Source organism: Pontibacter amylolyticus (assembly GCF_014638845.1).
Classification (GTDB): Bacteria; Bacteroidota; Bacteroidia; order Cytophagales; family Hymenobacteraceae; genus Pontibacter; species Pontibacter amylolyticus.
This window is the reverse complement of the sequence record NZ_BMFP01000005.1, coordinates 410,125-434,015: the sequence shown is the minus strand read 5'-3', so window position 1 is coordinate 434,015 and position 23,891 is coordinate 410,125. Positions and strand designations below refer to the sequence as shown.

General features: G+C 52.4%; 26 protein-coding genes. 6 read left to right on the top strand and 20 right to left on the bottom strand.

All coding sequences use genetic code 11. From position 1 onward, the window contains the following. Positions 1-566: 566 nt before the first annotated feature. The 10 genes from IEV97_RS14800 to IEV97_RS14755 form a co-directional block, all read right to left on the bottom strand. Positions 567-1,085 carry an NADH-quinone oxidoreductase subunit J family protein gene (locus tag IEV97_RS14800; RefSeq protein ID WP_188502250.1) on the bottom strand — a complete coding sequence of 173 codons (519 nt, stop codon included), beginning with the start codon at positions 1,083-1,085 and terminating at the stop codon, positions 567-569. A gap of 4 nt (positions 1,086-1,089) precedes the next feature. Beyond that, complete coding sequence (locus IEV97_RS14795) at positions 1,090-1,599, bottom strand: NuoI/complex I 23 kDa subunit family protein (protein ID WP_188502249.1); 510 nt, start codon at positions 1,597-1,599, stop codon at positions 1,090-1,092. A 73-nt stretch (positions 1,600-1,672) separates the two neighbouring features. Continuing rightward, a complete protein-coding gene (gene nuoH, locus IEV97_RS14790) occupies positions 1,673-2,734 on the bottom strand; it encodes an NADH-quinone oxidoreductase subunit NuoH (protein WP_188502248.1) in 1,062 nt (353 codons plus the stop codon). Positions 2,735-2,737: 3 nt separating this feature from the next. After that, complete coding sequence (locus IEV97_RS14785; RefSeq protein WP_188502247.1) at positions 2,738-3,718, bottom strand: NADH-quinone oxidoreductase subunit G; 981 nt, start codon at positions 3,716-3,718, stop codon at positions 2,738-2,740. 58 nt (positions 3,719-3,776) lie between these two features. Next, positions 3,777-5,123 (bottom strand): NADH-quinone oxidoreductase subunit NuoF, encoded by a 1,347-nt coding sequence (nuoF, locus tag IEV97_RS14780; RefSeq protein ID WP_188502246.1) that lies wholly within the window; start codon positions 5,121-5,123, stop codon positions 3,777-3,779. A gap of 149 nt (positions 5,124-5,272) precedes the next feature. Next, positions 5,273-5,806: an NADH-quinone oxidoreductase subunit NuoE gene (gene nuoE / locus IEV97_RS14775; protein ID WP_188502245.1), complete on the bottom strand. Its 534-nt coding sequence runs from the start codon at positions 5,804-5,806 to the stop codon at positions 5,273-5,275. Between the two features lie 55 nt (positions 5,807-5,861). Then, positions 5,862-7,112: an NADH dehydrogenase (quinone) subunit D gene (gene nuoD, locus IEV97_RS14770; protein WP_188502244.1), complete on the bottom strand. Its 1,251-nt coding sequence runs from the start codon at positions 7,110-7,112 to the stop codon at positions 5,862-5,864. 15 nt (positions 7,113-7,127) lie between these two features. Continuing rightward, positions 7,128-7,634: an NADH-quinone oxidoreductase subunit C gene (locus tag IEV97_RS14765; protein ID WP_188502243.1), complete on the bottom strand. Its 507-nt coding sequence runs from the start codon at positions 7,632-7,634 to the stop codon at positions 7,128-7,130. A gap of 5 nt (positions 7,635-7,639) precedes the next feature. Next, the gene (locus IEV97_RS14760; RefSeq protein WP_188502242.1) at positions 7,640-8,194 is read right to left on the bottom strand and encodes an NADH-quinone oxidoreductase subunit B; all 555 of its coding nucleotides are present in this window, start codon (positions 8,192-8,194) and stop codon (positions 7,640-7,642) included. Between the two features lie 80 nt (positions 8,195-8,274). Next, positions 8,275-8,649, bottom strand: a complete 375-nt coding sequence (locus tag IEV97_RS14755) for an NADH-quinone oxidoreductase subunit A (RefSeq protein WP_188502241.1) — start codon at positions 8,647-8,649, stop codon at positions 8,275-8,277. A gap of 334 nt (positions 8,650-8,983) precedes the next feature. On the opposite strand from IEV97_RS14755, the gene IEV97_RS14750 reads away from it, so the two are divergent. After that, positions 8,984-9,514, top strand: coding sequence for an REP-associated tyrosine transposase (locus IEV97_RS14750; protein ID WP_188502240.1), 531 nt, complete (start codon positions 8,984-8,986; stop codon positions 9,512-9,514). A 111-nt stretch (positions 9,515-9,625) separates the two neighbouring features. Here IEV97_RS14750 and pruA read toward each other — a convergent pair whose 3' ends face one another. From pruA to IEV97_RS14735, 3 genes are all read right to left on the bottom strand, one after another. Next, positions 9,626-11,260, bottom strand: coding sequence for an L-glutamate gamma-semialdehyde dehydrogenase (gene pruA / locus IEV97_RS14745; RefSeq protein WP_188502239.1), 1,635 nt, complete (start codon positions 11,258-11,260; stop codon positions 9,626-9,628). 118 nt (positions 11,261-11,378) lie between these two features. Further along, a complete protein-coding gene (locus IEV97_RS14740) occupies positions 11,379-12,083 on the bottom strand; it encodes a YjjG family noncanonical pyrimidine nucleotidase (RefSeq protein WP_188502238.1) in 705 nt (234 codons plus the stop codon). 139 nt (positions 12,084-12,222) lie between these two features. Continuing rightward, positions 12,223-12,609 carry an ArsR/SmtB family transcription factor gene (locus IEV97_RS14735; RefSeq protein ID WP_188502237.1) on the bottom strand — a complete coding sequence of 129 codons (387 nt, stop codon included), beginning with the start codon at positions 12,607-12,609 and terminating at the stop codon, positions 12,223-12,225. 73 nt (positions 12,610-12,682) lie between these two features. Between IEV97_RS14735 and IEV97_RS14730 the strand changes: the two genes are divergently transcribed. The 4 genes from IEV97_RS14730 to IEV97_RS14715 all read left to right on the top strand — a co-directional run bounded on the left by IEV97_RS14730 (position 12,683) and on the right by IEV97_RS14715 (position 15,782). Then, a complete protein-coding gene (locus IEV97_RS14730; RefSeq protein ID WP_229733963.1) occupies positions 12,683-13,357 on the top strand; it encodes a carboxypeptidase-like regulatory domain-containing protein in 675 nt (224 codons plus the stop codon). A 206-nt stretch (positions 13,358-13,563) separates the two neighbouring features. Further along, a complete protein-coding gene (locus IEV97_RS14725) occupies positions 13,564-14,910 on the top strand; it encodes an NAD(P)/FAD-dependent oxidoreductase (protein WP_188502236.1) in 1,347 nt (448 codons plus the stop codon). Then, positions 14,897-15,034 (top strand): hypothetical protein, encoded by a 138-nt coding sequence (locus IEV97_RS14720; protein ID WP_188502235.1) that lies wholly within the window; start codon positions 14,897-14,899, stop codon positions 15,032-15,034. The genes IEV97_RS14725 and IEV97_RS14720 overlap by 14 nt, the downstream gene beginning before the upstream one ends. Positions 15,035-15,047: 13 nt before the next feature. Then, complete coding sequence (locus IEV97_RS14715; RefSeq protein WP_188502234.1) at positions 15,048-15,782, top strand: YoaK family protein; 735 nt, start codon at positions 15,048-15,050, stop codon at positions 15,780-15,782. Positions 15,783-15,789: 7 nt separating this feature from the next. Here the strand turns inward: IEV97_RS14715 and IEV97_RS14710 are convergent, their stop codons facing one another. Continuing rightward, the gene (locus tag IEV97_RS14710; RefSeq protein WP_229733962.1) at positions 15,790-16,650 is read right to left on the bottom strand and encodes an alpha/beta hydrolase; all 861 of its coding nucleotides are present in this window, start codon (positions 16,648-16,650) and stop codon (positions 15,790-15,792) included. 155 nt (positions 16,651-16,805) lie between these two features. Here IEV97_RS14710 and IEV97_RS14705 point away from each other — a divergent pair, with 155 nt between their 5' ends. Next, positions 16,806-17,171 carry a SpoIIAA family protein gene (locus IEV97_RS14705; RefSeq protein ID WP_188502233.1) on the top strand — a complete coding sequence of 122 codons (366 nt, stop codon included), beginning with the start codon at positions 16,806-16,808 and terminating at the stop codon, positions 17,169-17,171. A gap of 123 nt (positions 17,172-17,294) precedes the next feature. On the opposite strand, the gene IEV97_RS14700 is transcribed toward IEV97_RS14705, so the two are convergent. The 6 genes from IEV97_RS14700 to IEV97_RS14675 all read right to left on the bottom strand — a co-directional run bounded on the left by IEV97_RS14700 (position 17,295) and on the right by IEV97_RS14675 (position 23,580). Continuing rightward, a complete protein-coding gene (locus IEV97_RS14700) occupies positions 17,295-17,732 on the bottom strand; it encodes a nucleoside deaminase (RefSeq protein WP_188502232.1) in 438 nt (145 codons plus the stop codon). 27 nt (positions 17,733-17,759) lie between these two features. Then, the gene (locus IEV97_RS14695) at positions 17,760-18,038 is read right to left on the bottom strand and encodes a hypothetical protein (RefSeq protein WP_188502231.1); all 279 of its coding nucleotides are present in this window, start codon (positions 18,036-18,038) and stop codon (positions 17,760-17,762) included. 152 nt (positions 18,039-18,190) lie between these two features. Continuing rightward, positions 18,191-20,809: an ATP-dependent chaperone ClpB gene (gene clpB, locus IEV97_RS14690; RefSeq protein WP_188502230.1), complete on the bottom strand. Its 2,619-nt coding sequence runs from the start codon at positions 20,807-20,809 to the stop codon at positions 18,191-18,193. Positions 20,810-21,034: 225 nt separating this feature from the next. After that, positions 21,035-21,589, bottom strand: a complete 555-nt coding sequence (locus IEV97_RS14685) for a hypothetical protein (protein ID WP_188502229.1) — start codon at positions 21,587-21,589, stop codon at positions 21,035-21,037. 12 nt (positions 21,590-21,601) lie between these two features. Next, on the bottom strand, positions 21,602-22,957 hold the full coding sequence (locus IEV97_RS14680; protein ID WP_188502228.1) for a hypothetical protein: 1,356 nt from the start codon (positions 22,955-22,957) through the stop codon (positions 21,602-21,604). A gap of 23 nt (positions 22,958-22,980) precedes the next feature. Beyond that, positions 22,981-23,580, bottom strand: a complete 600-nt coding sequence (locus tag IEV97_RS14675) for a YceI family protein (protein ID WP_188502227.1) — start codon at positions 23,578-23,580, stop codon at positions 22,981-22,983. Positions 23,581-23,891: the final 311 nt, after the last annotated feature.

Below are 23,891 nucleotides of genomic sequence, written 5' to 3'. Positions count from 1 at the left end.
CCTGTGCGGCGGGCACTCACTTTTTGTCTTGACACAAAAAGTAAGCAAAAAAGTCAAGACTCCCCAAACTCGCTGAACGCTCAAACAGTGGGTAGTCGTAAAGGTGCACCTGGCGCTGCTATCTGCTGCGTAGTTTCCGTGCAAAATAGTCTTGCTATACCTGCCAGTGGTCTGTGACGATAACGACAGCGCTTATACCTATCTATTGGCAGAAACATACTCCCCTCCTTAGACAAGGAGGGGTTAGGGGTGGTTGGACCCGGTACAGCAAAACAGTCACGATAATACTTCTACCTGTAAATTGGCGACGGCTAATTCCCCTCTGGGGGTAGGGGCCCTCTTTAAGGGGAGGGGCAGGGGTGTGTTATAGCAACAGCCTAACCTTCCTCAACCAAGATCCTTTCGTGATGACAGATGGAGAACCCAAAGCTACCTTGGGGACAGGGTGTAACAATTGTGCACGAGAATCCTGTTAATTCTTTAATCCTGTTAATCCTGATTCAGACAAACAAAAAAGCCAGCGCTTCACAGCACTGGCTTTCTATATTTCTTAAGCTATACCTCTATTAGAAGTTCTGTTCTCCTGTTTCGCGTTTGCCAATCATCACGGCGCCCACCATTGATACCAGGAATAGTACGGCTACTAACTGGAACGGCAGCATGTATTTTGTGAAAAGCACTTTGCCCAGGTTCTCCACCATACCCACCTGCGAATCGTACGTGGCAGGGTCCGGGTGTCCGAGCGTCACATCTTTCAAAGCGGCTACCACAACCGTAAATAGCAGACCACCTGCTATAGTACCCGCTATTTTGGCCAGCATATTTCGTTTCAGGGTTCCCTCCACGTTTTTACCTGTGTTGATGAACATCAGTACGAACAGGAAAAGTACCATGATGGCCCCTGCATACACGATAATGTTCACTGCCGCCAGGAACTGGGCGTTCAGCAGAATGTAGTGCGCTGATATGGTAAAGAAGGTCAGGATCAGGAAGATAACGCTGAACACGGGGTTCTTTGAAATAACAACCATGATGGCGCAAAGCAAGGTCAGCGATGCAAAGAAGAAAAACAGGCTTTCTGTCATCGGATTATTTGGTTTCAGTGGTTTTTAACGGTTCTACCAAGCGGTCTTTGCCGTAAATGAATTCGTCGCGCTCGTAACGGGCCGGTGCAAGTTTGTCGTCCTGCAGGAAAATAGCTGCTTTCGGGCAGGCCTCTTCGCACAGTCCGCAGAAAATGCAACGCAGCATGTTTACCTCGTAGGTCACGGCGTATTTTTCCTCGCGGTACAGGTGCTCTTCCCCTTTTTTGCGTTCGCCAGCCGTCATGGTAATTGCTTCGGCAGGGCAGGCCACGGCACACAGCCCGCAGGCCGTGCAACGCTCGGCACCGTTTTCGTCACGCTTCAGCACGTGCAAACCGCGCCATACATCACTGCGCTGGCGTGTTTCTTCCGGGTAGTTGATCGTGGCTTTCTTCTTGAAGAAGTGCTTGATCGTAATGCCCAAACCTTGCGCGATAGCGGGCAGGTACATGCGCTCAGAGAGCGTCATCTCCTTTTGTGCTACGTTCTTTCTTCTATTTGATAATGGTTCCATTGTATCTCGATTATGATTGCTGTCTATACCGTCTGTCTATAACAGCCCTTAGCATGGCAGCATTCAAATGTCGTTATCCTTTTGTAAAATATTCGTAGAGCAAAATGCCACCGCCTGTAAGCAGGATATTCAGAATCGCCAGCGGAATCAGAATGTTCCAGCCCAGCTTCATCAACTGGTCGTAGCGGAAACGCGGCAAAGTCCAGCGCACCCACATGAAGAAGAAGATGAAAGCGAAAATCTTGGCAAACATCACCGCGACACCTATGATCGTTACCACGTTGTTGCCCAGCACTGGGTCGTCGAACGCGTTGCGCAGGTTCTCCATGAAAGGGAAGTTGTAAGCACCGAAGTACAGCGTCGCCATTACAGCCGATACCACAAAGATGTTGATATACTCCGCAAACAGGTACATACCCAGCTTCATGGAGCTATACTCGGTGTGGTAACCGCCAATCAGTTCGGCTTCCGATTCTGGTAAGTCGAATGGTGTTCTGTTCGTCTCAGCAAAGGCGCAGATCAGGAAAATCAGGAAGCCAAGCGGCTGGTACCAGATGTTCCAGTTAAAGCCCGTCTGTTGCTCTGCAATTACTTTCAGGGACAGTGAGCCGCTCAGCATCAGCACCGCAATCAGCGAGAGACCCATGGCCAGTTCGTACGAAATGTTCTGTGAAGCCGCACGGATAGCGCCCAGCAACGAGAACTTGTTGTTCGAGGCCCAGCCACCGATCATCAGACCATACACACCCAGCGACACTACACCGAAGATGTAAAGGATACCGATGTTCACGTCAATGGCAATCAGGTCAAAGGATGTTTCGCCTATGATGAGCGTGTCGCCGAACGGAATAACCGCACTCGACATGGCTGCCACCAGCATCGCTATACCCGGACCCAGGATAAAGAGCATTTTGTTGGCTTTGGCAGGTATAAATTCTTCTTTGAAGAACAGTTTGCCGGCGTCGGCCAGCGGCTGCAGCAAACCCATAGGACCCGCTCTGTTCGGGCCTACACGGTCCTGAATGAAAGCGGCAATCTTACGCTCAAAGTAAGTTGAGTAGGTCGCAATCAGTAACGAAATACCGAAAATGGCCAGAATGTAGATGCCTTTGTATATGAGAAGTACAGAATCCATGCTTTATTCCGTTGGCATTTTTTTAACAGTAGATTTAGGGAGATTCGGCACGATCGGCACGTTTATCACCGGCAATTCATAGTGGTTGGCCGAGATAACAGAACCCCTGTCGATGTTGCGCGGGCCTTCGATGGTCCAGTCGCTTACTTCTTTCTTATCGAAACGGCAGGTGTTGCAGATGAACTCCTCCACCTCCGCGTACTCGTCCTTGCGGGCGGTTACGCGGAGCACAGCGTCACCACGTGACCATAGGGTTACTTTACCACTGCAGGTAGGGCAGTCGCGGTGCGCGTTCAATGGCTTGGTGAACCACACACGGTTCTTAAAGCGCCATGTCTTGTCGGTCAGAGCTCCCACCGGGCACACGTCGATCACGTTACCCGAGAAGTCGTTGTCGATCACGTTTTCGATGTAAGTCCCGATCTCGGCTGCGTCGCCACGGCCTAGTACGCCATGCACACGCTTCTCCGTGATCTGGTCAGCGGTGTACACGCAGCGATAGCACAGGATGCAGCGCGTCATGTGCAGCTGGATGTAAGGCCCCAGGTCTATTTTGTTGAAGGTACGACGCGGCTCTTCGTATCGTGTCGCGCTCACTCCATGCTCGTAAGACAGGTTCTGCAGGTCGCACTCACCAGCCTGGTCGCAAATAGGGCAATCCAGCGGGTGGTTGATCAGCAGCATCTCCACGATCCCCTTGCGGGCGTTCAGCACGTCTTCGTTGGTTGTGTTTTCCACCACCATACCGTCCTGCACCGGCGTGATGCACGAGGCCACCAGTTTTGGCATCGGACGTGGGTCGCGGGCAGAACCCTGCGTTACCTTCACCAGGCACACACGGCACTTACCGCCACTGCCTTTGAGTGGGGTATAAAAACACATGGCAGGAGGCACTACATCACCACCGATTTTACGGGCGGCCTGCAGGATGGTGGTTCCATCTTCAACCTCTACCTCGATGCCGTCAAATGTTATTTTAGCCATCTTAATTTTATTCAAAGCTCGCTTACCAAGGTATAGCGGGCAGTTAATTTATTTTAAATTATACAGTAGCTGCTGCTAACTGACCTCTGTACACTGCGCCCGGAGCTATAGCCTCCTGTGGGTGCTTGATATGCCACTCGAACTCCTCACGGAAGTGACGGATCGCACTGGCTACCGGCCAGGCAGCCGCATCACCCAGCGGGCAAATGGTGTTACCTTCAATCTGCTTGGCTACGCTTACCAACAGGTCGATGTCCTGCTGATGGCCGTGGCCGTGCTCGATGCGGTGCAGCACGCGCTCCATCCAGCCTGTACCTTCGCGGCAAGGGCTGCACTGTCCGCATGACTCGTGGTGATAGAAACGAGCATAGTTCCACGTGTTACGCACGATGCACTGGTCTTCGTCGAATACAATAAAGGCACCCGAACCCAGCATAGAGCCGCTCACAAAACCACCGTCAGACAGCGATTCGTACGTCATCAGGCGTTGCTCACCGGCAGCCGTTTTCATAATCAGGTCAGCTGGCAGAATCGGAACAGAAGAACCTCCCGGCACCACGGCCTTCAGTTGCTTGCCTTTCCAGATACCACCGCAGTACTCATCAGAGTAAATGAACTCCTCCACCGGCACGCCCAGCTCAATTTCATACACGCCCGGACGGTTGATGTTACCGCTGGCAGAAATCAGTTTGGTACCGGTGCTTCGGCCTACACCTATTTTAGCGTACTCCGCACCCGTGTTGTTCACAATCCACGGCACAGACGCAATGGTTTCCACGTTGTTCACCACCGTCGGCGACTGGAACAGGCCTTTCACAGCTGGAAATGGCGGCTTATTACGCGGGTTACCACGCTTGCCTTCCAGTGACTCCAACAGGGCAGTCTCTTCACCGCAAATGTAAGCACCACCACCTGGCGCCACATGCAGGTCGAGGTCGTAGCCTGAGCCCAGGATGTTCTTGCCAAGTAAACCGGCTGCGTACGCCTCAGCGATCGCTTTCTCCAGAATGCGCAGGATGAACAACAACTCACCACGGATATAAATGTAGGATGTGTTCGCACCCAGCGCATAGCTGGATGTGATCATACCTTCGATCAGGGCGTGCGGGTTTTTCTCCATGAACACGCGGTCCTTGAAAGTTCCCGGCTCCGATTCGTCGGCGTTGCATACCAGGTAACGCGGAATACCCTCTGGCTTCGCCAAAAAGCTCCACTTCATACCGGCCGGGAAGCCAGCGCCACCACGACCACGCAGGCCCGATGTCTTCACTTCTTCCACCACCTCGTCCGGGGTCATCGTTTTCAAGGCTTTTTCTACCGAGCGGTAGCCGCCATGCTTGCGATACACCTCCAGGGTTTCGATACCCGGTACGTTAATATGTTCGGTTAATATCTTGATTCCCATTGTTACAGGATGTCTAAGTTGGCAGCTACCGTTACTGGTATTAGCCTTTGTTTTTATTTTGACAAAGGAATTTTTGACAAAGGACAAAGGACTTTTTCAGGTATAGAAGTCTTTTGTCTGGTAGTCTTTTGTCACAAAGTCCTGCTATGCTATTTCTTCCACTCAGGCGTTTCCACCTCTTTGTTGCGCATCATCTCCAGGAACTGGTCCACCGCTTCTTCGCTGTCGATGTTCTCGTAGTAGGTTTCGCGCACCTGCAGCATCGGGCCTGTACCGCACGAAGCCAGACATTCCACCGGCTTCAGGGTAAACATACCGTCAGCCGTTGTCTCGCCTTCTTCAATGTTGAGCTTCTGTTTCAGCGTCTCGATCATCTGGTCAGCACCGCGCAGGCAGCAAGGGCCCGTGCGGCATACTTCCAACACGTGCTTGCCAACCGGCTTCAGGTTGAACATGGTATAGAAAGTGGCCACCTCGTATACCTCGATTGGCTGTATGTTCAGGATTTCGGCAATCGCGTCCATCGCTTCAGGGCTCACCCAGCCGTTGTTTTCAGCCTGCGCTACGTGCAGGGCTGGCAACAGGGCAGACTTCTGGCGTCCTTCCGGGTAATGACTGATGTAGCGCTGAATCTCAGCAAGGCCTTTATCAGAAAACTTAAATGCGTTTATAGTCTCTGCCATCTTTGTAAATGTCACCGGCCAGTAGCCGGTGTTAGATGATTTATAAAATACTGTATTATGCGTCGAGTTCGCCGGCAATCACGTTCAGGCTACTCAGCGTCAGGATGGCGTCGGCCAGCTGACCGCCCACAATCATTTCGGTATATGCCTGGTAGTAAATGAAACAAGGCCTTCTGAAGTGCAGACGGTATGGCGTTCTGCCGCCATCGCTTACCAGGTAGAAACCAAGCTCGCCGTTGCCGCCTTCCACGCTGTGGTATACCTCGCCTTTCGGAGCGTCAATCTCACCCATCACAATTTTGAAGTGATAGATCAGCGCTTCCATGCTAGTGTATACCTCCTGCTTTGGAGGCAGGTAGTAATGCGGTGCGTCGGCGTGGTAAGAACCTTCCGGCAGGTTTTTGTAAGCCTGCTCAATAATCTTCAAGCTCTGCCATACCTCCTCGTTGCGCACCAGGTAGCGGTCATACGTGTCGCCTTTCTCGCCAACCGGAATTTCGAACTCGAAATCGTCGTAAGAAGAGTAAGGGTTCATCACGCGCACGTCGTAGTCCACGCCGGTGGCACGCAGGTTAGGACCTGTGAAGCCGTAGCTCAGAGCGCGCTCAGCCGTAATGGCGCCTACGCCTACCGTACGGTCGATGAAGATACGGTTGCGGGTCAGCATTTTCTCAAACTCTGCCCATACCTTCGGGAAGCGCTTCAGGAACTCACCAATCAGGTGCAAGGCTTTTGGGGAAAGGTCGCGCTCCATGCCGCCGATACGACCCATGTTCGTCGTCAGACGGGCACCGCAAACCTCTTCGTAAATGTCGTAAATGTGCTCGCGCTCCTGCATCACGTACAGGAAGCCGGTGAAGGCGCCGGAGTCCACACCCAGGATCGAGTTACAGATCAGGTGGTCGGAAATACGGGCCAGCTCCATCATGATCACGCGGATGTACTGCGCGCGCTTTGGGATCTCGATACCCAGAAGCTTCTCCACCGTCATGTGGTACCCCATGTTGTTGATAGGGGACGAACAGTAGTTCATGCGGTCGGTGAGCGGCGTAATCTGGTAGAATGGTCTGCGCTCGGCAATCTTCTCGAATGCACGGTGAATGTAGCCGATGGTCGGCACGGCGTCCATGATAACCTCCCCGTCCATCTGTAGGATGTTCTGGAAGATACCGTGAGTGGCCGGGTGCGTCGGACCCAGGTTCAGGGTCGTCAGGTTCTCGTTCTTCTTGTCCTGCAGTTTCAGGTCGCGGTTGTCGCGGAATTCCTGTAACTGATCAGTATCAGCTGTTTTATTATCAGTAGCCATAGTGGTTTATCTGGCTTAGCGTCCGAAATAAGTATCGATTTTGTCTTCCCTTGTCTGGTCCTCCAGTGGATACTGCTTGAGCATCGGGTGGTACTCCATCTCCTCGATGTTGAGGATGCGGATCAGGTTCGGGTGACCGGTAAAGATGAAACCGTAAAAGTCATAGGCCTCACGCTCCATCCAGTTAGCAGCCGCGTAGATGTTGGTCAGCGTCGGCAATACCGGGTCTTCTGCAGGCACAAACACCTTGATGCGCAGCCGGTAATTGTGACGCAGGCTATGCAACTGGTACATCATGCACAACTCCTTGCCCTTGTGGTCAGGAAAGTGAATGCCTGCCATGGTCGTCAGGAACTGAATCTGCAGGTCCTTGTCGTCATACAGGAATTGGATCAGAGCAATGATGTTCTCACGCGTAGTGGTGATGGTCATGATCCCATCCGGGTTGTAGGCATCGAAGATGTTCTCTTCACCGAACTGGGCTATCAGTTTACCGAGTACGTTTTCGTTCGTAAGCTCCATGCTGCTTATTTAATGTTGTAAGAAGCCAAAAGCGCCTGGTACTCAGGAGAGTTGCGGCGGCGTAGTGATTCGTTTTTCGCCAGATCCTGCACACGCATCAGGCCGTCCAGAATCTGCTCCGGTCTTGGCGGGCAGCCCGGCACGTACACGTCTACCGGCACCACGCGGTCTATACCTTGCAGCACAGAGTACGAGTCGAAAATACCGCCAGAGGTAGCGCAGGCGCCAACGGCCACGACCCATTTCGGCTCGGCCATCTGCTCGTATACCTGCTTCACAACCGGCCCCATTTTCTTAGCGATGGTACCCATTACAAGGAGAATATCTGCCTGGCGTGGGGAGAAGCTTGGGCGCTCCGAGCCAAAGCGGGAGATATCGTAGGTAGCGCCCATGGTCGCCATGAACTCGATACCGCAGCAGGAAGTGGCAAAAGGCAATGGCCAAAGCGAGTTCGCACGGGCCAGTCCAATCACTTTCTCAAAGGAAGTAGCAAAGAAACCAGCACCGCTATGGCCTTCTGGTGCCTCTGCCATGTTTATATCTTTATTTAATTCGCTCATGTCTTCTAAATTCTAGGTTTTAATCTGCGTTTACCCTTGGAAAAACACCGTTTACCCTATTTAAGTTTAATGGTGCCCAACTACTTGAGAATCCCTTTTTTGATTTCGTAGAAGAAGCCAGTCAGGATTACGCCCAGGAACAACATCATTGGCAGGAAGCCCTCCAGACCGAATTCGCGGAAGTTCACTGCCCAAGGGTACATGAAGATAATTTCAATATCGAACAGCACGAACAGGATGGCCGTGAGGAAGTACTTGTAAGAGATCGGCGTGCGCGCATCGCCCACAGACTCCACACCACTTTCCCAGGGGTTGTCCTTCACCTCACTTTTTCTTTTCGGGCCCAGTAAATGGGTGACAACCAGCGCGAAAATAACGAAGCCGAGCGCTGCCGCAAATTGTATCAAAATAGGGAGGTAGTCCGACGGTAGATACTGAGTACCAGTAGTTTCCATATTGCTGTTATGCTTTATTGAAATTTGGGAGCAAAATTAGGTATAAATAGCCAACAATCAAAAGACTATATCCAATGTAAATAGCGTTTAAGATTGTTCTAAAGTATTATCAGCAGGTATGAATGCAATTCCTGTGTTTTGTGCCATTTGTAAAGCCTGTACCGTTCAAAGTTGAAGTACAGTTGAGGTATAGCGGGATGGGTGTTTAAACATGGTTGGGGGGTGGTGTATTGTAATGTATATGGCGCGAGCGTCCGCGCTCGTGTCTACTATGGTGGGGCCTCTGGCCCTTTTATCATTACTTCTCGTACTTCTTTACCAAAGCATTAGCCAGATGTCCGAGAAGTATAAAATCTACAACGGCGGCTTGTTTTTCATTACCCTCACAGTGGTCGGCTGGATCGATGTGTTCACCAGAAGAGAATATGCCGACGAGTTAGTACAGAACCTGAACTACTGTAGCAAGTATAAAGGGCTTCGGATTTACAGCTACTGTCTGATACCCAGCCTCCTGCACATGATTTGCTCAGTTGAAGACGCCAACTTGAGTGGTGTTCTCAGAGACTTCAAGAGCTATACTGCCAAGCGGATTATCACTCAGATTGAAAGTAACCCCACCGAGAGTAGAAAGGAATGGTTACAATACCTGTTTCGCTACTTCAAACAGCATAACACGCACAACAAGGAGTTCCAGTTCTGGCAGCAGCACAACCATCCCATTGACCTGACGGATACGCCCATGCTGCAGCAAAAGATAGACTACATTGAGCAGAATCCGGTTGTGGCTGGTTTGGTAACAGATGCGGCTTGTTATACTTTCAGTAGTGCTAATCCGGGTAGCAGTGTGATTCTATCTGAGGTATAACCATAACGGGGCCGGAGGCCCCACCATCGTGGACGCTCGCGCCATACCCTAAAAACAAAAGCACCACGCCCTTTCGAGTGTGGTGCTTTTGTTTCAGGTATAGGCTATACCTTATTTATTCTCACCCAGGAATGGGTAGCGGTAGTCAGTTGGTGTTACGAAGGTCTCTTTGATAGAGCGGGCAGACACCCAGCGCAGCAGGTTCAGCATAGAGCCGGCCTTGTCGTTGGTGCCGGAAGCGCGGGCGCCACCGAAAGGCTGCTGTCCTACCACGGCGCCTGTTGGCTTGTCGTTAATGTAGAAGTTACCGGCAGCATTCACCAGTTTCTTCGTGGCAAACTCCGCTGCATAACGGTCGCGGCTGAAGATAGCGCCTGTCAGGGCGTACGGGGAAGTTGAGTTCACCAGCTCCAGCGTCTCTTCGAAATTGTTCTCGTCGTACACGTAGATCGAGATAACCGGACCGAAGATCTCTTCGCACATGGTCACATACTGTGGGTTGTGCGACAGGAGTACGGTTGGCTCAATGAAGTAGCCTTTCGACTTGTCGTAGTTGCCACCGGCAATCACTTCTACTTCATTGCTCTCTTTGGAATTATCAATGTACTTGGCAATCTTGTCGAATGATTTCTCGTCGATCACGGCGTTGATGAAATTGGAGAAATCCTCCGGAGGACCCATTTTGAAGGTCTTCAGGTCTTCCACCACGTAGTTTTTCACATCTTCCCACAGGTTGCTTGGGATGTAGGCACGCGAAGCGGCAGAGCATTTCTGGCCCTGGTACTCAAAAGCACCGCGCACGATACCAGTCGCTACCTGCTTTGCGTCGGCCGAGCTGTGCGCCACGATAAAGTCCTTGCCGCCTGTCTCGCCCACAATGCGCGGGTATGTTTTGTATTTGTGGATGTTCTGTCCAATGGTCTTCCAGATGTTCTGGAAAACGCCGGTGCTGCCTGTGAAGTGAATACCCGCAAAATCAGCGTGGTTGAAGATCACCTCGCCAGCCGTCGGGCCGTCTACATACACCAGGTTGATCACGCCATCCGGCAGGCCAGCCTCGCGGAACAATTCCATGATCATTTGGGCGGCGTATACCTGCGTGTTGGCAGGCTTCCATACCACTACGTTACCCATCATGGCAACAGAGGCTGGAAGGTTACCGGCAATAGCCGTAAAGTTAAACGGCGTCAAAGCGAACACGAAGCCCTCCAGCGGACGGTGCTCCATGCGGTTCCATACGCCCGGCGAGGACTCTGGCTGCATCTGGTAGATCTCGGTAGCATACTGCGCGTTGAAGCGCAGGAAGTCGATCAGTTCGCAAGCTGAGTCGATTTCCGCCTGGTAGGCGTTCTTCGACTGGCCCAGCATGGTGGCCGCGTTCAGGCGGGCTCTCCACGGTCCGGCAAGCAGCTCAGCGGCTTTCAGGAAAATGCTCAGACGGTGCTCCCAGCCCATGGCAGCCCACTCTTCGCGTGCGGCAAGCGCTGCGTTGATGGCCTGTTCCACGTGTGACGCATCGCCTTCGCTGAAGTGACCCAGGATGTGCTTATGGTCGTGCGGCTGAAGCATCGGCTTCTTTTTGTCCGTGTATACCTTGTCGCCACCGATGTACATCGGCACATCGAGCTCTTTTGACTTAAGTTCTTTATAAGTGCGCTGCAGTTCCTCGCGTTCCGGAGAGCCCGGCGCGTACGATTTTACAGGTTCGTTTACTGGTGTTGGTACTCTAAAAAATCCGGTTGCCATCTTGTTTGATATTTTACAGATTCAGAATAAGACATTCGACAGACTGCACAGGGCAGCCTCCTTATACAAAGGTAAGGCGAATTATTTTATTTTCCGGCCTTTGGCAGGTATAGCTTTGCTATAACATAGCCTGCAATTCGCTCAGGCAGTGGATGTGGTAGGTGGGTTTGGGCGAGAGTTTGGTTTTGGTCTTCTCCGGATTGAAGAAAACCTGGTCCATACCTGCCAGGCGGGCACCGTCGATGTCGCACTCCAGGTTGTCGCCGATCATCAGGCAGTCTTCGGAGCGTACCTGAATGCGGTCCAGGGCGTGCTCAAATATGCGCTTGTCGGGCTTTTTGTACCCGCAGCACTCTGAAGTCACGATCTCACCGAAATAATCAGTCAGCCTGGAGCCGTTCATTTTGATGTACTGCACGTCCTTAAACCCGTTGGTGATGATGTGCAGGCCGTACTTCGGTTTCAGGTAGTCGAGCACCTCGAAGGTATAGGGAAACACCGCCGTCTTCTGCGGGCACAGATCGGTATAGGCTTCGGATATACCTGTCGGTACCTGGTGCGGCTCCAGCCCGAGTCCGGTCAGGGTTTTGACGAAGCGGGCCTCACGCAGCTCCTTCTGGTCGATCTTGCCTTTGTTATACAGATCCCAGAGGAGGTGGTTCACGAACTTGTACTTGCGGTAAAATGAGTCGCGGTCGAAGAGCTTTTCATACTCATCCAGGCCAAACTCGTGGTATAAGGTATAGAGGGTCTCCTCAGAGTTTTTCTCAAAGTCCCACAGGGTGTGGTCGAGGTCAAAGAATATGTGTTTGTATGGTTTCATAATCGGGTGTCAGCTTTATAGAAACGACCTGACGGGCGGTATGTTTAAAAAAATATGTGCGGGAGCAGCAGGCGAGAGTATACTAAAAGTCCTATGTTTACTGTTTAAACCAATGAACTAAAAACCTGTCTTACAAGAGTTAGCTCTCTGTCCAGCGGCGGGTCTGCATGCGGTTAACGGCCAGTTCGCGGTTGGAGTACAGGATGCGGTAGGTTTCCTGGTCTTTCTGCAGGAGGGTGTCGCGCTCCAGGTATGTGAAAATCTGTTGAACGAAATCGGAGGCTTCTTCCTTTAATGAGTAGTACACCCACTGGTCGAGCTTGCGGGGCGTTACCAGCCCGGCGTTGCGGAGATAGGCCAGGTGGCGCGACGTCTTGGTTTGGGTGAAATCTAGCACATGCTCCAGGTCTGAGGTGCACATCTCCTTGTTGCGCAGGATCAGGTGCAGCATGCGCAGCCGCGAGTCGTCTGCCAGCGCCTTTAAAACCTGCTCGCCGAAGGTAAGACTGAAGTGTTTAAGCCTCATAATTGAAAGCGTATCGGAACAAAATTAGCCAAAAGCTGCTATAATAAAATTATATGAAGTATTATTGTACTACATGATGCCCGAATTACAAAGACTACTACTTACAAATAAACGCGCCATCGGCTTCCTGCTGCCCCTGGCCCTTTTTGCTTTCCTGCTGGTGGGAGCGCCCAACGAGGCGGCGGCGCAGGGCCACAAACGCGTAGTGCAGCTGACCGGTTTCGTTACCATTGGCGACAGCCTGTACGGGGTGGCCGGCGTGAACGTGTTTGTGCCCAAGACCAGCCGCGGCACGCAAACCAATGCTTATGGCTTCTTCTCGGTGCCTGTACTCACCGGCGACAGCGTGGTGTTCAGCGCCATCGGCTACAAGAAGCAGTACCTGAAAATACCGAAGAACTACCAGAGCCAAAGCTACTCCATCATCATGCAGATGCAGGAGGACCCCACGCAGCTGCCCGAGGTAACTGTGTTTCCGTGGCCTACGGAGCGCGATTTCAAAGAGGCCGTGCTGGCTGTGAAGCTGCCGGACGACGGGATGGCCATTGCCATGCGCAACCTCGACCCCAAACGGCTCGAAGAGCTCTTCAGCACAACGCCCATGGACGGCGGCGCCAACTTCCGGAACTGGAACATGCAGCAGGTGCAGCGGCAGGAGCAGCGGAATATGTTCCCGACCGTCAGTCCGTTCGCGATCATCAAATTGCTCGACATGCTCCGAAACGGAGAGTTCAATAGCAAGAAGTAATCCACCAAAATTTACAGGATCCCGGCCCAGGTACAGCTATACCTGGGCCGGGTTTTTTTTCGGCTGGCAGTTTGGTTAAATTGCATCAGAAACAACCATCATCAGCAGGTTGCGTTACTCCTCCATATAGAAAAAAACGTATACTGGACTGACCTGCGGGTGCCTGTTGCATGTACTGAATTCTAACAGTTAAATCAGATCTCTTTATGCTAGATGTAGATAAATTATCACTCAATATACCTGACACCACCAAACCCCGCGTCGTGATCATCGGCGGCGGATTTGGAGGGATAAACGTGGCCCAGCGACTGAAAGGCAAAGATTTTCAGGTGGTCATGCTCGATCGCCAGAACTACCACGGTTTCTGGCCGCTCCTCTACCAGGTGGCCACGGCCGGTCTGGAGCCGGATTCTATCGCCGAGCCGCTCCGCAAGATGTTCGGCAGCGACAAGTACGATGATTTCCACTTCAGGCTGGTTAAAGTGAATAGTGTCAACCCTATCGCGAAGACCGTTCATACGCTGGTGGGCGACCTGCCTTACGACTACCTGATCATCGCCACAGGTACCAAAACAAACTACTTCGGCAACGAGGAGGTGAAGAAAAACGCTTTTCCGCTGAAACAGGTACCGCATGCCCTGAACCTGCGCAGCCACCTGTTCCAGTGCTTTGAGCAAGCCAGCATGACCGCTGATCCCGAGTTGCAGCAGAGCCTGCTCAACTTCGTGATTGTGGGAGGCGGGCCAACAGGGGTGGAAACCGCCGGCGCCCTGGCCGAAATGCGCAAGCACATCCTGCCCACCGACTACCCGGGCGTAGACTTTAGCAGGATGAACATCTACCTGGTGGAAGGCATGGATCGGGTGCTGCCGCCCATGTCGCCGGAGTCGAGCAGGAAGACGCTGAAATACCTGCAGGACATGGGCATTATTGTAAAGCTGAATGCGCTGGTAGAAGGGTACGATGGCTATGTGGCCACCATAAAAGGAGGGGAGAAGATACAGACGCAGACACTGGTATGGGCCGCTGGTGTGCAGGGCGCCCTGATCGACGGATTACCGGCAGAGGCCGTGGAGCGTGGGCGTATACACGTGAACCGATACAACCAGGTGCTGGGCTTCGATAACATTTTCGCCATCGGAGACATCGCCTTTATGAAAACCGATAAGTGGCCGAAAGGGCATCCGGGCGTAGCGCAGCCGGCCATACAGCAGGGCAAACTGCTGTCCAAGAACCTGAAGCGCCTGGTCAAAGGAGAGAAGATGGAGGAGTTTGAATACGTTGACAAGGGCTCGCTGGCGATCATCGGGCGTAACCAAGCGGTGGCGGACCTGCCCGGCAACATCCACCTCGGAGGCTTCTTTGCCTGGATGACCTGGCTCTTTGTGCACGTGATGGCACTAGTAGGCTTCCGGAACAAGTTGGTGGTGCTGAGCAACTGGGTATACCGGTTCTTTACCTATGAAAACGGCACCCGTCTGATTATCAGGCCTTTCGTTCGGAAGGGGGACAAGGTGAGGCGCGATTTCGTCAATAAATATGATATGGAGTAACAGCCCCTGGGCCAACATCGTGACTTTTAAGGCAGACAAAACAACGGGTTGTGTGGCGCCGGCCGGGCATGCAGTGGCTGTGGCGAAGCCCGTTTGCCTGCAGGCGGTATCAGAATTTAAGTAGGTTTCCTATACCCATGTTACGGCACATTGGACGGCGGCGCAATTTCAGGCATAATATCAAGTTGGCAGCACTGCTTTGCCTGATAGCAGGCTTTGTGAACATAGCCGGTTTGCTCGCCTTTGCCGTGCTGACCACGAATGTGACAGGGCATGCGGCTTATTTTGCCGAAAGCCTGGCAGCGGGCGATTTCCGGTTGGTCCGCATCATTGGCCTTTGGATGTTTCTCTTCCTGTTGGGCGCTTTCACTTCGAGCATCATTATCGGCCGGATCGGGCGCAACCAGGTGTTTGCCTACACCGTCCCGATCCTGATCGAGATCATTATACTCATCTTAAATGCGGTCTATGGCAGCCACTACGATGGGAGCACCAGGATGCAGGAAGTGTTTGCCGGCAGCCTGCTCTTTGCCATGGGGCTGCAAAACAGCCTGGTTTCCATGGTTTCCGGTTCGGTTGTGCGTACCACCCACCTGACAGGTATATTTACCGATCTTGGGATAGACCTGGCCGCCGCTACCCACACCACACCAGAGCAAAAGCGTGGGCTCCAGCAACGGATCACGCTCCGCCTGGTCATCATCTTTTTCTTTCTGGCAGGAGCTGTGGCGGGTGGTTACCTATACCCCATGCTGGAGCACCGCATCTTCTTTGTGCCGGCCGGTCTCCTGTTCATCACTATGTTTTATGATATCTCCCGGGTACGCCTGAAGCGGGTGATCCGGCAAATCCGGTACCTGATGGCAGCGTAGGTCATAACTAGTTCAAGGCTTGTTGCTCAGCTGTTGCTTTCACTTTCTGGAAAAACAGCAGATGGTACTCCAGCGCATTGCCCCAGTAAGCCCAGGTATGTGCTCCGGGGCGCTCTATATACTCGTGTGGCACTTTTTCATATACCAGGCGGCGGTGTAGCTCGCGGTTGTCTTCTACAAGCATATCCGCCACACCGCAGTCGATGATCAGGTGCACGCCGCTTTGCTTGAGTTGCGGCACCATGTGCACGACAGAGTTTTGGCGGAACCGTTCCAAATTCTCTTCCTTCGGCCCCAAAACAGCCTCTATGCTTTTGAGCAGCCGTTCCGATTCGCTTCGAGACACGTTCAGGGCGCCACTCATGCTGCCGGCCGCCAGGTATAGCTCCGGGTTACGTGCTGACAGGTATAGCGCCCCGTGTCCGCCCATGCTCAGGCCGGAAATAAAACGGCCACTGCGCTCAGGTATAGCTTTATACCTGCGCTCGATTTCCTGTCGCAATTCCTGCGTGATGAACGTTTCGTACTGGCTTGATTTGTCCACCGGGCTGTCGTAGTACCAACTGCTGAAGCCGCCGTCGGGCGTCACGATAATGAGCTGATACTTATCGGCCAAGGTCTGGAGAAGGTCCTTCTGGGGCGGTACTTTGAGCCAGTTACTGAAGTTACCGCTGTAGCCGTGCAACAGGTATAGCACCGGGTAGGGGCCGCTCTTTTTCTTTTGGTAACCCTCCGGCGTCACCACGCCGGCCTTTAGCGTTTTCTGCATCGAAGGGCTCTGAATTACCAGTGTGTCGACTTTAGCCTGGGCTGTGAACAGGTATAGGCAGAGGCACAGGGTGAAGGTATAGCGTAAGGGTTTCATCATTTTGATCAGGTAGCTTGAATCTGCAAAATAGGCATTTGGGAGTAAAAACCTCAAATATGCGTTTCTTTTCCTATCGGTATACTTATACCAGGGGTACTTACAACCTGAATTCGGGCAAAGATTCGTATGAATAGGGAGGACCAAAAAGCAGAACGATGCTCGAAATATTGCCTGAAACCCGCGATAACGTATTGGCCGTGCGTGTGCGCGACAAGCTGACTATACCTGATTTTGACCAGTACCGCAACCTGGTGCGAGACCTGATGCGCAAGCACAAGGAAACGCACATCTATTACGAGATGGTGGATGTGGACTGGACTCAGCCAGTGGCGGCGATCGAAAACGGGCTATTCGACATTATCCACGGGCTTGACTACGGCAGGGTAGCCATGGTGGGGGAGAAAAAGTGGCAGGAGTGGGCAGCCAAGCTCATCAGTCCCGTGAAAAAGCACGGCATCCGCTACTATGACCTGGCAGATAAGGACAAGGCGATGAAGTATGTGTTGCAGGGAGAGGAGTAGACTGGTGGCTTGGACAAAAGAACTTTAGACAAAGGACAAAAGACTTGTCGCGAAACCAGGTATAGCTCTTCAGCTTTGAGTGGCTATACCTGAAAAAGCCCTGTGTCTGATGTTCTGTGTCTCTTACTCCAGCTCCATGATGTCCTCGTTCCAGAGCTCCGGCTTTTCTTTAATAAATTCTTCCATCATGTCGATGCACTCAGGCAGGTTCAGGTCCACCACCTCCACGCCATGAGACTCCATAAACTCGCGGGCGCCATCGAAGGTCTTGGATTCGCCCACGATCACTTTCGGGATCTTGAACTGCACGATGGTGCCGGCACACATGTAGCAGGGCATCAGGGTAGAGTAGATCACGGTGTTGCGGTAAGAGCCGATGCGGCCGGCGTTGTTGAGGCAGTCCATCTCGCCGTGCAGGATAGGGTTGTTTTCCTGCACCCGCTTGTTATGCCCTGTCGCCACTACTTTTCCGTCTTTCACGAGCACCGAGCCGATCGGTATACCGCCTTCGTTGCGGCCTTTCTTCGCCTCGTCAATGGCCAGTTGCATGAATTCGTCCATAGGTATAGGTTTTGTATGTGAACCGGGTTATACGTGTGTAATAGCAAAATAATATACCGCGACTACCGCCAGCAGACACGCCGCCAGGTATAGCTTAGGAGCCAGTTGCTTTCTGCCCGCCTTCTTGTAAGAGGAAATCAGGAAGCCTATACCTGTCAATACCAGGAGCAGCGCCCCGATGGTCATGTAGTTAATAGGCGACGCTATGATAACAGAGGAGGTGAAAATGGAAATGATACCCATTGCCAATAGACCGGTGCCCACATACTTCAGCTCGGTGGGCGATAAAGTGCTTTTGCTGCTCATCGTTTAAGGACGGAAAGGTTTGCAGTTCAATATCATCAAACTTTAGCTATATATGCAAACGAGTGGCTGATAAACCGGGCGAAAACAAAAAGGCCTTCCCAAACGGGAAGGCCTTTTGTTCAACTAAACTTTACTCTTTATACACAATCAACTTACTTTTCGGTCGGTAATTCGATGTCTACATTGTTGAAACGAATCTGTCCGTTGCTTAGTACAGCCTCCACCACAGAATCTTTGTTGATGTGACCGGCCAATATTTCCTTGGACAGCTCGTTGAGCACCTGGCGCTGCAGCACACGCTTCAACGGACGGGCACCAAACTGCGGATCGTAGCCCTGCTCGCCCAGGTAGTCCAGCACCTCGTCGGTGGCAATCAGGCGTATACCTGCCTCGTCCAGACGATCCTGGATGTGTCCGAACTGGATTGTCACAATTTTACGGATGTCGCCACGGCTCAGCGGACGGAACATCACCAGCTCGTCGATGCGGTTCAGGAACTCCGGTCTTACTGACTTCTTCAGCAATTCGAATACTTCGTCCTTAGTGCGCTCGATCACCTCGTCGTGGTTGATCTCATCCATCAGCTCAAAGTTGCTCTGGATGATGTGCGAACCGATGTTGGAGGTCATGATGATGATCGTGTTCTTGAAGTTCACCACACGGCCCTTGCTGTCGGTCAGGCGGCCATCGTCCAATACCTGCAACAGGATGTTGAACACATCCGGGTGCGCTTTCTCGATCTCGTCGAGCAGTACCACGGAGTAAGGCTTGCGGCGCACGGCCTCGGTCAATTGTCCGCCTTCGTCGTAGCCTACGTAGCCCGGAGGCGCTCCGATCATACGGCTCACGGCATGGCGCTCCTGGTACTCACTCATGTCGATGCGCACCATCGCGTTCTCGTCGTTGAACAGGTAGTCGGCCAGGGCCTTGGCCAGCTCGGTCTTACCCACGCCGGTCGTACCCAGGAAGATGAACGAACCGATCGGACGTTTCGGGTCCTGCATACCGGCACGGCTGCGGCGTACCGCATCAGAGATGGCTTCAATCGCCTCTTCCTGACCAGCGACGCGTTTGCCCAGTTCCTGCTCTAAGTGCAGCAATTTCTCGCGGTCGCTCTGCAGCATTTTGCTCACCGGTATACCGGTCCATTTGGCAACGATCTCGGCAATATCTTCTGATGTTACTTCCTCTTTCAGTATCGGGTTTTCGCCCTGCATCTGGTGCACCTGCTCCTGCAGTTCCTTCAGCTTCGCCTCCGCTTCCTGAATCTTGCCGTAGCGCAATTCCGCCACACGGCCATAGTCGCCGGAGCGCTCGGCCTGCTCTGCTTCGAGCTTGTAGTTCTCGATGTTCTCTTTCTCTTTCTGGATGCCCTCGATGATCTGCTTTTCGTTCTGCCATTTGGCTTTCATGTCATCGCGCTTACCGCTCAGGTCCGCGATTTCTTTCGAGAGCACCGTTTCTTTGTCTTTGTCGTTCTCGCGGCGAATTGCCTCCCGCTCGATTTCCAGCTGCATGATGCGGCGCTGAATCTCGTCCAGCTCCACCGGCAGGGAGTCGATCTCGATGCGTAGCTTGGCCGCCGCCTCGTCCATCAGGTCGATGGCCTTGTCGGGCAGGAAGCGGTCGGTGATGTAACGGTTCGATAGCTCCACGGCCGCGATGATCGCATCGTCCTTGATGCGCACCCCATGGTGTACTTCATATTTGTCTTTGATACCGCGCAAAATGGAAATGGCATCCTGTACGCTAGGCTCGTCTACCATCACCGCCTGGAAGCGTCGTTCCAAAGCCTTATCCTTCTCGATGTACTTCTGGTACTCCTTCAGCGTCGTAGCGCCGATGGCATGCAGTTCACCGCGCGCCAAAGCTGGCTTGAGCAGGTTAGCGGCGTCCATGGCGCTTTCACCTCCTGCACCCGCCCCGATCAGGGTATGGATCTCGTCGATGAAGAGCACGATCTCGCCCTCGGCATCTACTACTTCCTTGATCACCGCCTTCAGACGCTCCTCGAACTCACCTTTATACTTGGCGCCTGCTACCAGCAGACCCATGTCGAGGCTCATCAGTGTTTTGTTCTTCAGGTTCTCGGGCACGTCGCCGGCCACAATTCTTTGCGCCAAACCTTCCACAATGGCGGTTTTACCCACGCCAGGCTCACCCAGCAGTACCGGGTTGTTCTTGGTGCGGCGGCTCAGGATCTGCAGCACGCGGCGAATCTCTTCGTCGCGGCCGATCACCGGGTCGATTTTGCCGTTGCGGGCCATTTCGTTGAGGTCGCGGGCATAACGCTTAAGCGAGTTGTACTTCGCCTCGGCGTTCTGGTCGGTTACCTTCGTGCCGCCACGCAATTCTTTGATCGCTTTCTTAAGGTCTTTTTCATTGAAGCCTACATCCTTCATCAGGCCGGCTACCTTATCGCGACCCGCCAACAGGCCCAGCAGCATGTGTTCGATGGCTACATACTCGTCGCCAAACTCTTTCAGGTATGAGGTGGCCTTTTGCAGGGCCGCTGCAGCCTCGTTTGCCAGGTATGGGCTGCCGCCGCTCACTTTTGGGTAAGCCACGACTGTCTCGTCCAGCTTGCTGTGCAGGATGTTGCCGTTGATGTTGAGTTTTTTCAGCAGAAAACTGGTGACGTTTTCGTCCGTCTCCAGTATCGCTTTTAAAATATGCCCGGTCTCGATGGCCTGCTGCTGGAAGCCGCCTGCTATCTCGGTGGCCTTCTGGATGGCCTCCTGGGCTTTGATGGTATAGTTATTAAAATTCATATGCTTTACGCTACTTTTCCTTAGTCTTAGTTCTACGAGCTAGATAGCAAAGGGTACACCAATGGTATTATGGTATGATTTTACTGAAATAATGGCAGGCTGTATTCTATTGGAAATCCACTTTCAGGACAGAATGACATAGAGTAAAGCTTTTGGGATAGGCTAAAACAGCAACAGGCAGCCGATAGGGCCGCCTGTTGCTCAATAGATCAGATGTTACCTGCTTTACTCTTCCAACTGTAATTCCACCATTACCTGTAGCTCGTCTTCAACTTTTAACAGGCCGCCCATTTTCTTGGGAGTGGTCAGGCCTATTTCCGAGAAATTCAGACAAATGTTGCTTCTCAGGTTTTTTGCGCCCTTACCGGCACAGTTATAAAAGGTCACGTTCTGGAGCGGAATGGTCTTTCCTGCTACGATCAGGTTCAGGTTTCCCTTGTAATTTTTGCCATCCTTTTTCAGGCAAATGACCTCAATTTCTGTATAAGGGTGCTGGCTGGCGTTCAGCGTTTTCTCAAAATCTCTGTTGAGGAGGACGTTGCCGCAGTTGAAAGCTTTAACCGGTATGGCCAGTTTGAGCCTGTCTCGCTGGGGAATCTGCCGGTTCAGCTCCAGTGTATCTTTCTGGCTGCTGGTGTAGGCGCAGTTGATGTTGCCCAGGGAGGTGCCTGCTGCTACGGACACTCTGTTGCCCGTGATCACAACATACTCTCTTTTCTCAGGCAGCACTACGGCGCTCAGCATGGAAACAGCAACCAGAAAGGTACTTAGAGGTAACATGGTATTTGGGTGTTAGAAAGATATAGCGCCTTCGATCATGAAGCCATTGAACTCGCCACCGTGGCGGATGTCCGTTGGAGCAAAGCCTTTGTACTGTTGCTTCACATATTCTGCTTTGGCAAGTATGTTCTTGGTCACAAACCAGCCGCCGCCTACCTGGATTCTGTTCAGGTTCACGCTGTTGTTCTGTACATTCGGGGTGGCAGCAGATGGTGCCAGGCGTCCTTCCACTACATTGTATCGGCCTGCTACGTACAGGTTCTCGTTGCTTCCGAAGCGATACACCAGGTCGGTGCCCAACTGTCTCCAGGTACGGTCTGCTGGTTCATCGTTTGCGCCCAGTCTGCCTTTGCCTTTCGCCTGCTCAAAGTTGCCGAAGAACTCCAGGCCGCGGAACTTCACGAAGGGGTTCACTACAAAGGCCGTGATGCTGTTGGTAAGACCCGGGTTGATATGACCTGAGGTGAAGTGCGTAGCAGGTGTTACTGCTGTGCCGCTTGCCACTTTAGCAGGGTCCATCACCAGGAAGTAACGTGAACCGGCACGGTCGCCACCATAGAGCGTGTTTCGCACAGAGCCTGCAGTTGTATACACAGAGCCTGTTAATCTTACTCTAAGGTCGTCTTTCAGCTGGCTGTCGTAGCCTAACTTACCGATGAAAGAAGGTTTGCGCTGGTCCGGGTTCTGGATACCACCTTGTACTTCGCCACCTGTAACAGATCCTACTGCCAGGAAGCCTTTGTATTGGTAGATCACTTCTGCACCGATCTCTGTTGTGAAGGCATCCATGATGTAGTTGCCAACAAAGGGGTTCTGCAGGGCATGGGCGTTATCCGTTCTGCGGAAGTGCGCATCGCCATAGTTGATCTCCATGTGGCCTACTTTCAGGGTGATGTTCTCCATCAGCTTGTTTACCAGCGGACTGTTCAGGAACTCAGCTTTATCCACCTGTATGAAACCGCCTTTTACCCAGGCCTCAGAGTGGTGTCTTGATGACAGGTAGGTGATCAGGTTCAGTCGGACACCGTCCGCAAGCGCTACGTCCAGGTTCAGGTTGGCAGAGGCCAGGTTAAAGCCGTTCTCGATTGGCATCAGCTGGTTGAGGTTTACCTCGTTGTTGCCTTGCTGCTGCATCAGCGCTGTGGCCGAGTTCTTGTGCTTCAGGCCCTGGAACTGCTGGGCAAAGCCGCCACCGAGTCTCACTTTAATGCCATCAAAGCCGATGGTGTCCTGCTTCGGTGTCTCGAAGGTATTTAGTCCCCTTTTATCGTAAGGGCGGGCGTACGGCAGGTCCGATAAGGTGATCTGCGCAAAAGAGCTCAGGCTTAAGCCAAGCAACAGGCCCAGGGAAAGTGTAATTTTTTTCATGATGTTCAGTATTTAAGAGTTCTTTAGTTTTTTGAATAAGAAGTTACAGGCTGGAAATTCGCCTTGAAGCTCAGCTTAAGCTCGTTACCGGTCTTTACTGTGCCTAAAAGCGCTGTGGGTGGTTTGATGCCGAAGTCAGTGAACTTGATGTTTGCCTCGCCCGCCAACTGTACCACGCCGGATTTTGTGCTGGTTGCCACGTTAAAAGTTACTGGCTTCGTGGTGCCCGCAATGGTCAGGTTACCGGTAGCCTGGGCGCGGTTGTTGTCCAGGGTGCGGAAAGAGGTCAGGGTAAACACGATGTCAGTGTGCTTGCTTGCCTTGAGCGACTCGTATGCGATCTCGTCCATTTTGGCTGTACCGCTTTTGATGGACTGCGTCTTCATGGTCACGGAGGCAGCCTTCACGTTTTTAAGCGTGGCGCCTTCCAACGTCATTTCAGCTGTACCCTGGGCCTGCGCCGATGTCATTTCCCAGTCGTGGATGGTAGAAGTGCCGTTTACCTTAAGTTCGGGCTTGCCGGCCAGTTTATACTGGTCCTGGGCGAGCAGTGTATTGCCTAGGCTTAATCCTAAAAGGATGCTAAACAAACTCAGCAATTTTATGGGGTTCAATATTTTCATGATACAGGCGGTTAAGTTGTTGCTATTTGTGTTATTTCTATGATGCAAAACTATAGCAGCCTGACTCCGGAAAGTATGACATTGGGCAGCCCAATAGATGACCTTGGTTACCTTTTAAAATGACGAATGAGGGTAATATGAGGTAAAAGCCGGTTTTTAGCCCGATTTGTTACATTTTCGGTACTTTGGAGGTAGACAGCAAAGGTCTGCCGCCACACCTTGTGCATGAAATGAGGGCTAAGAATTGAGAAAAAGAATGGCCTGGCTGAGGGAGCAGCCATGCCATTCTTTTTGAACGCCGGGGTTTGCGT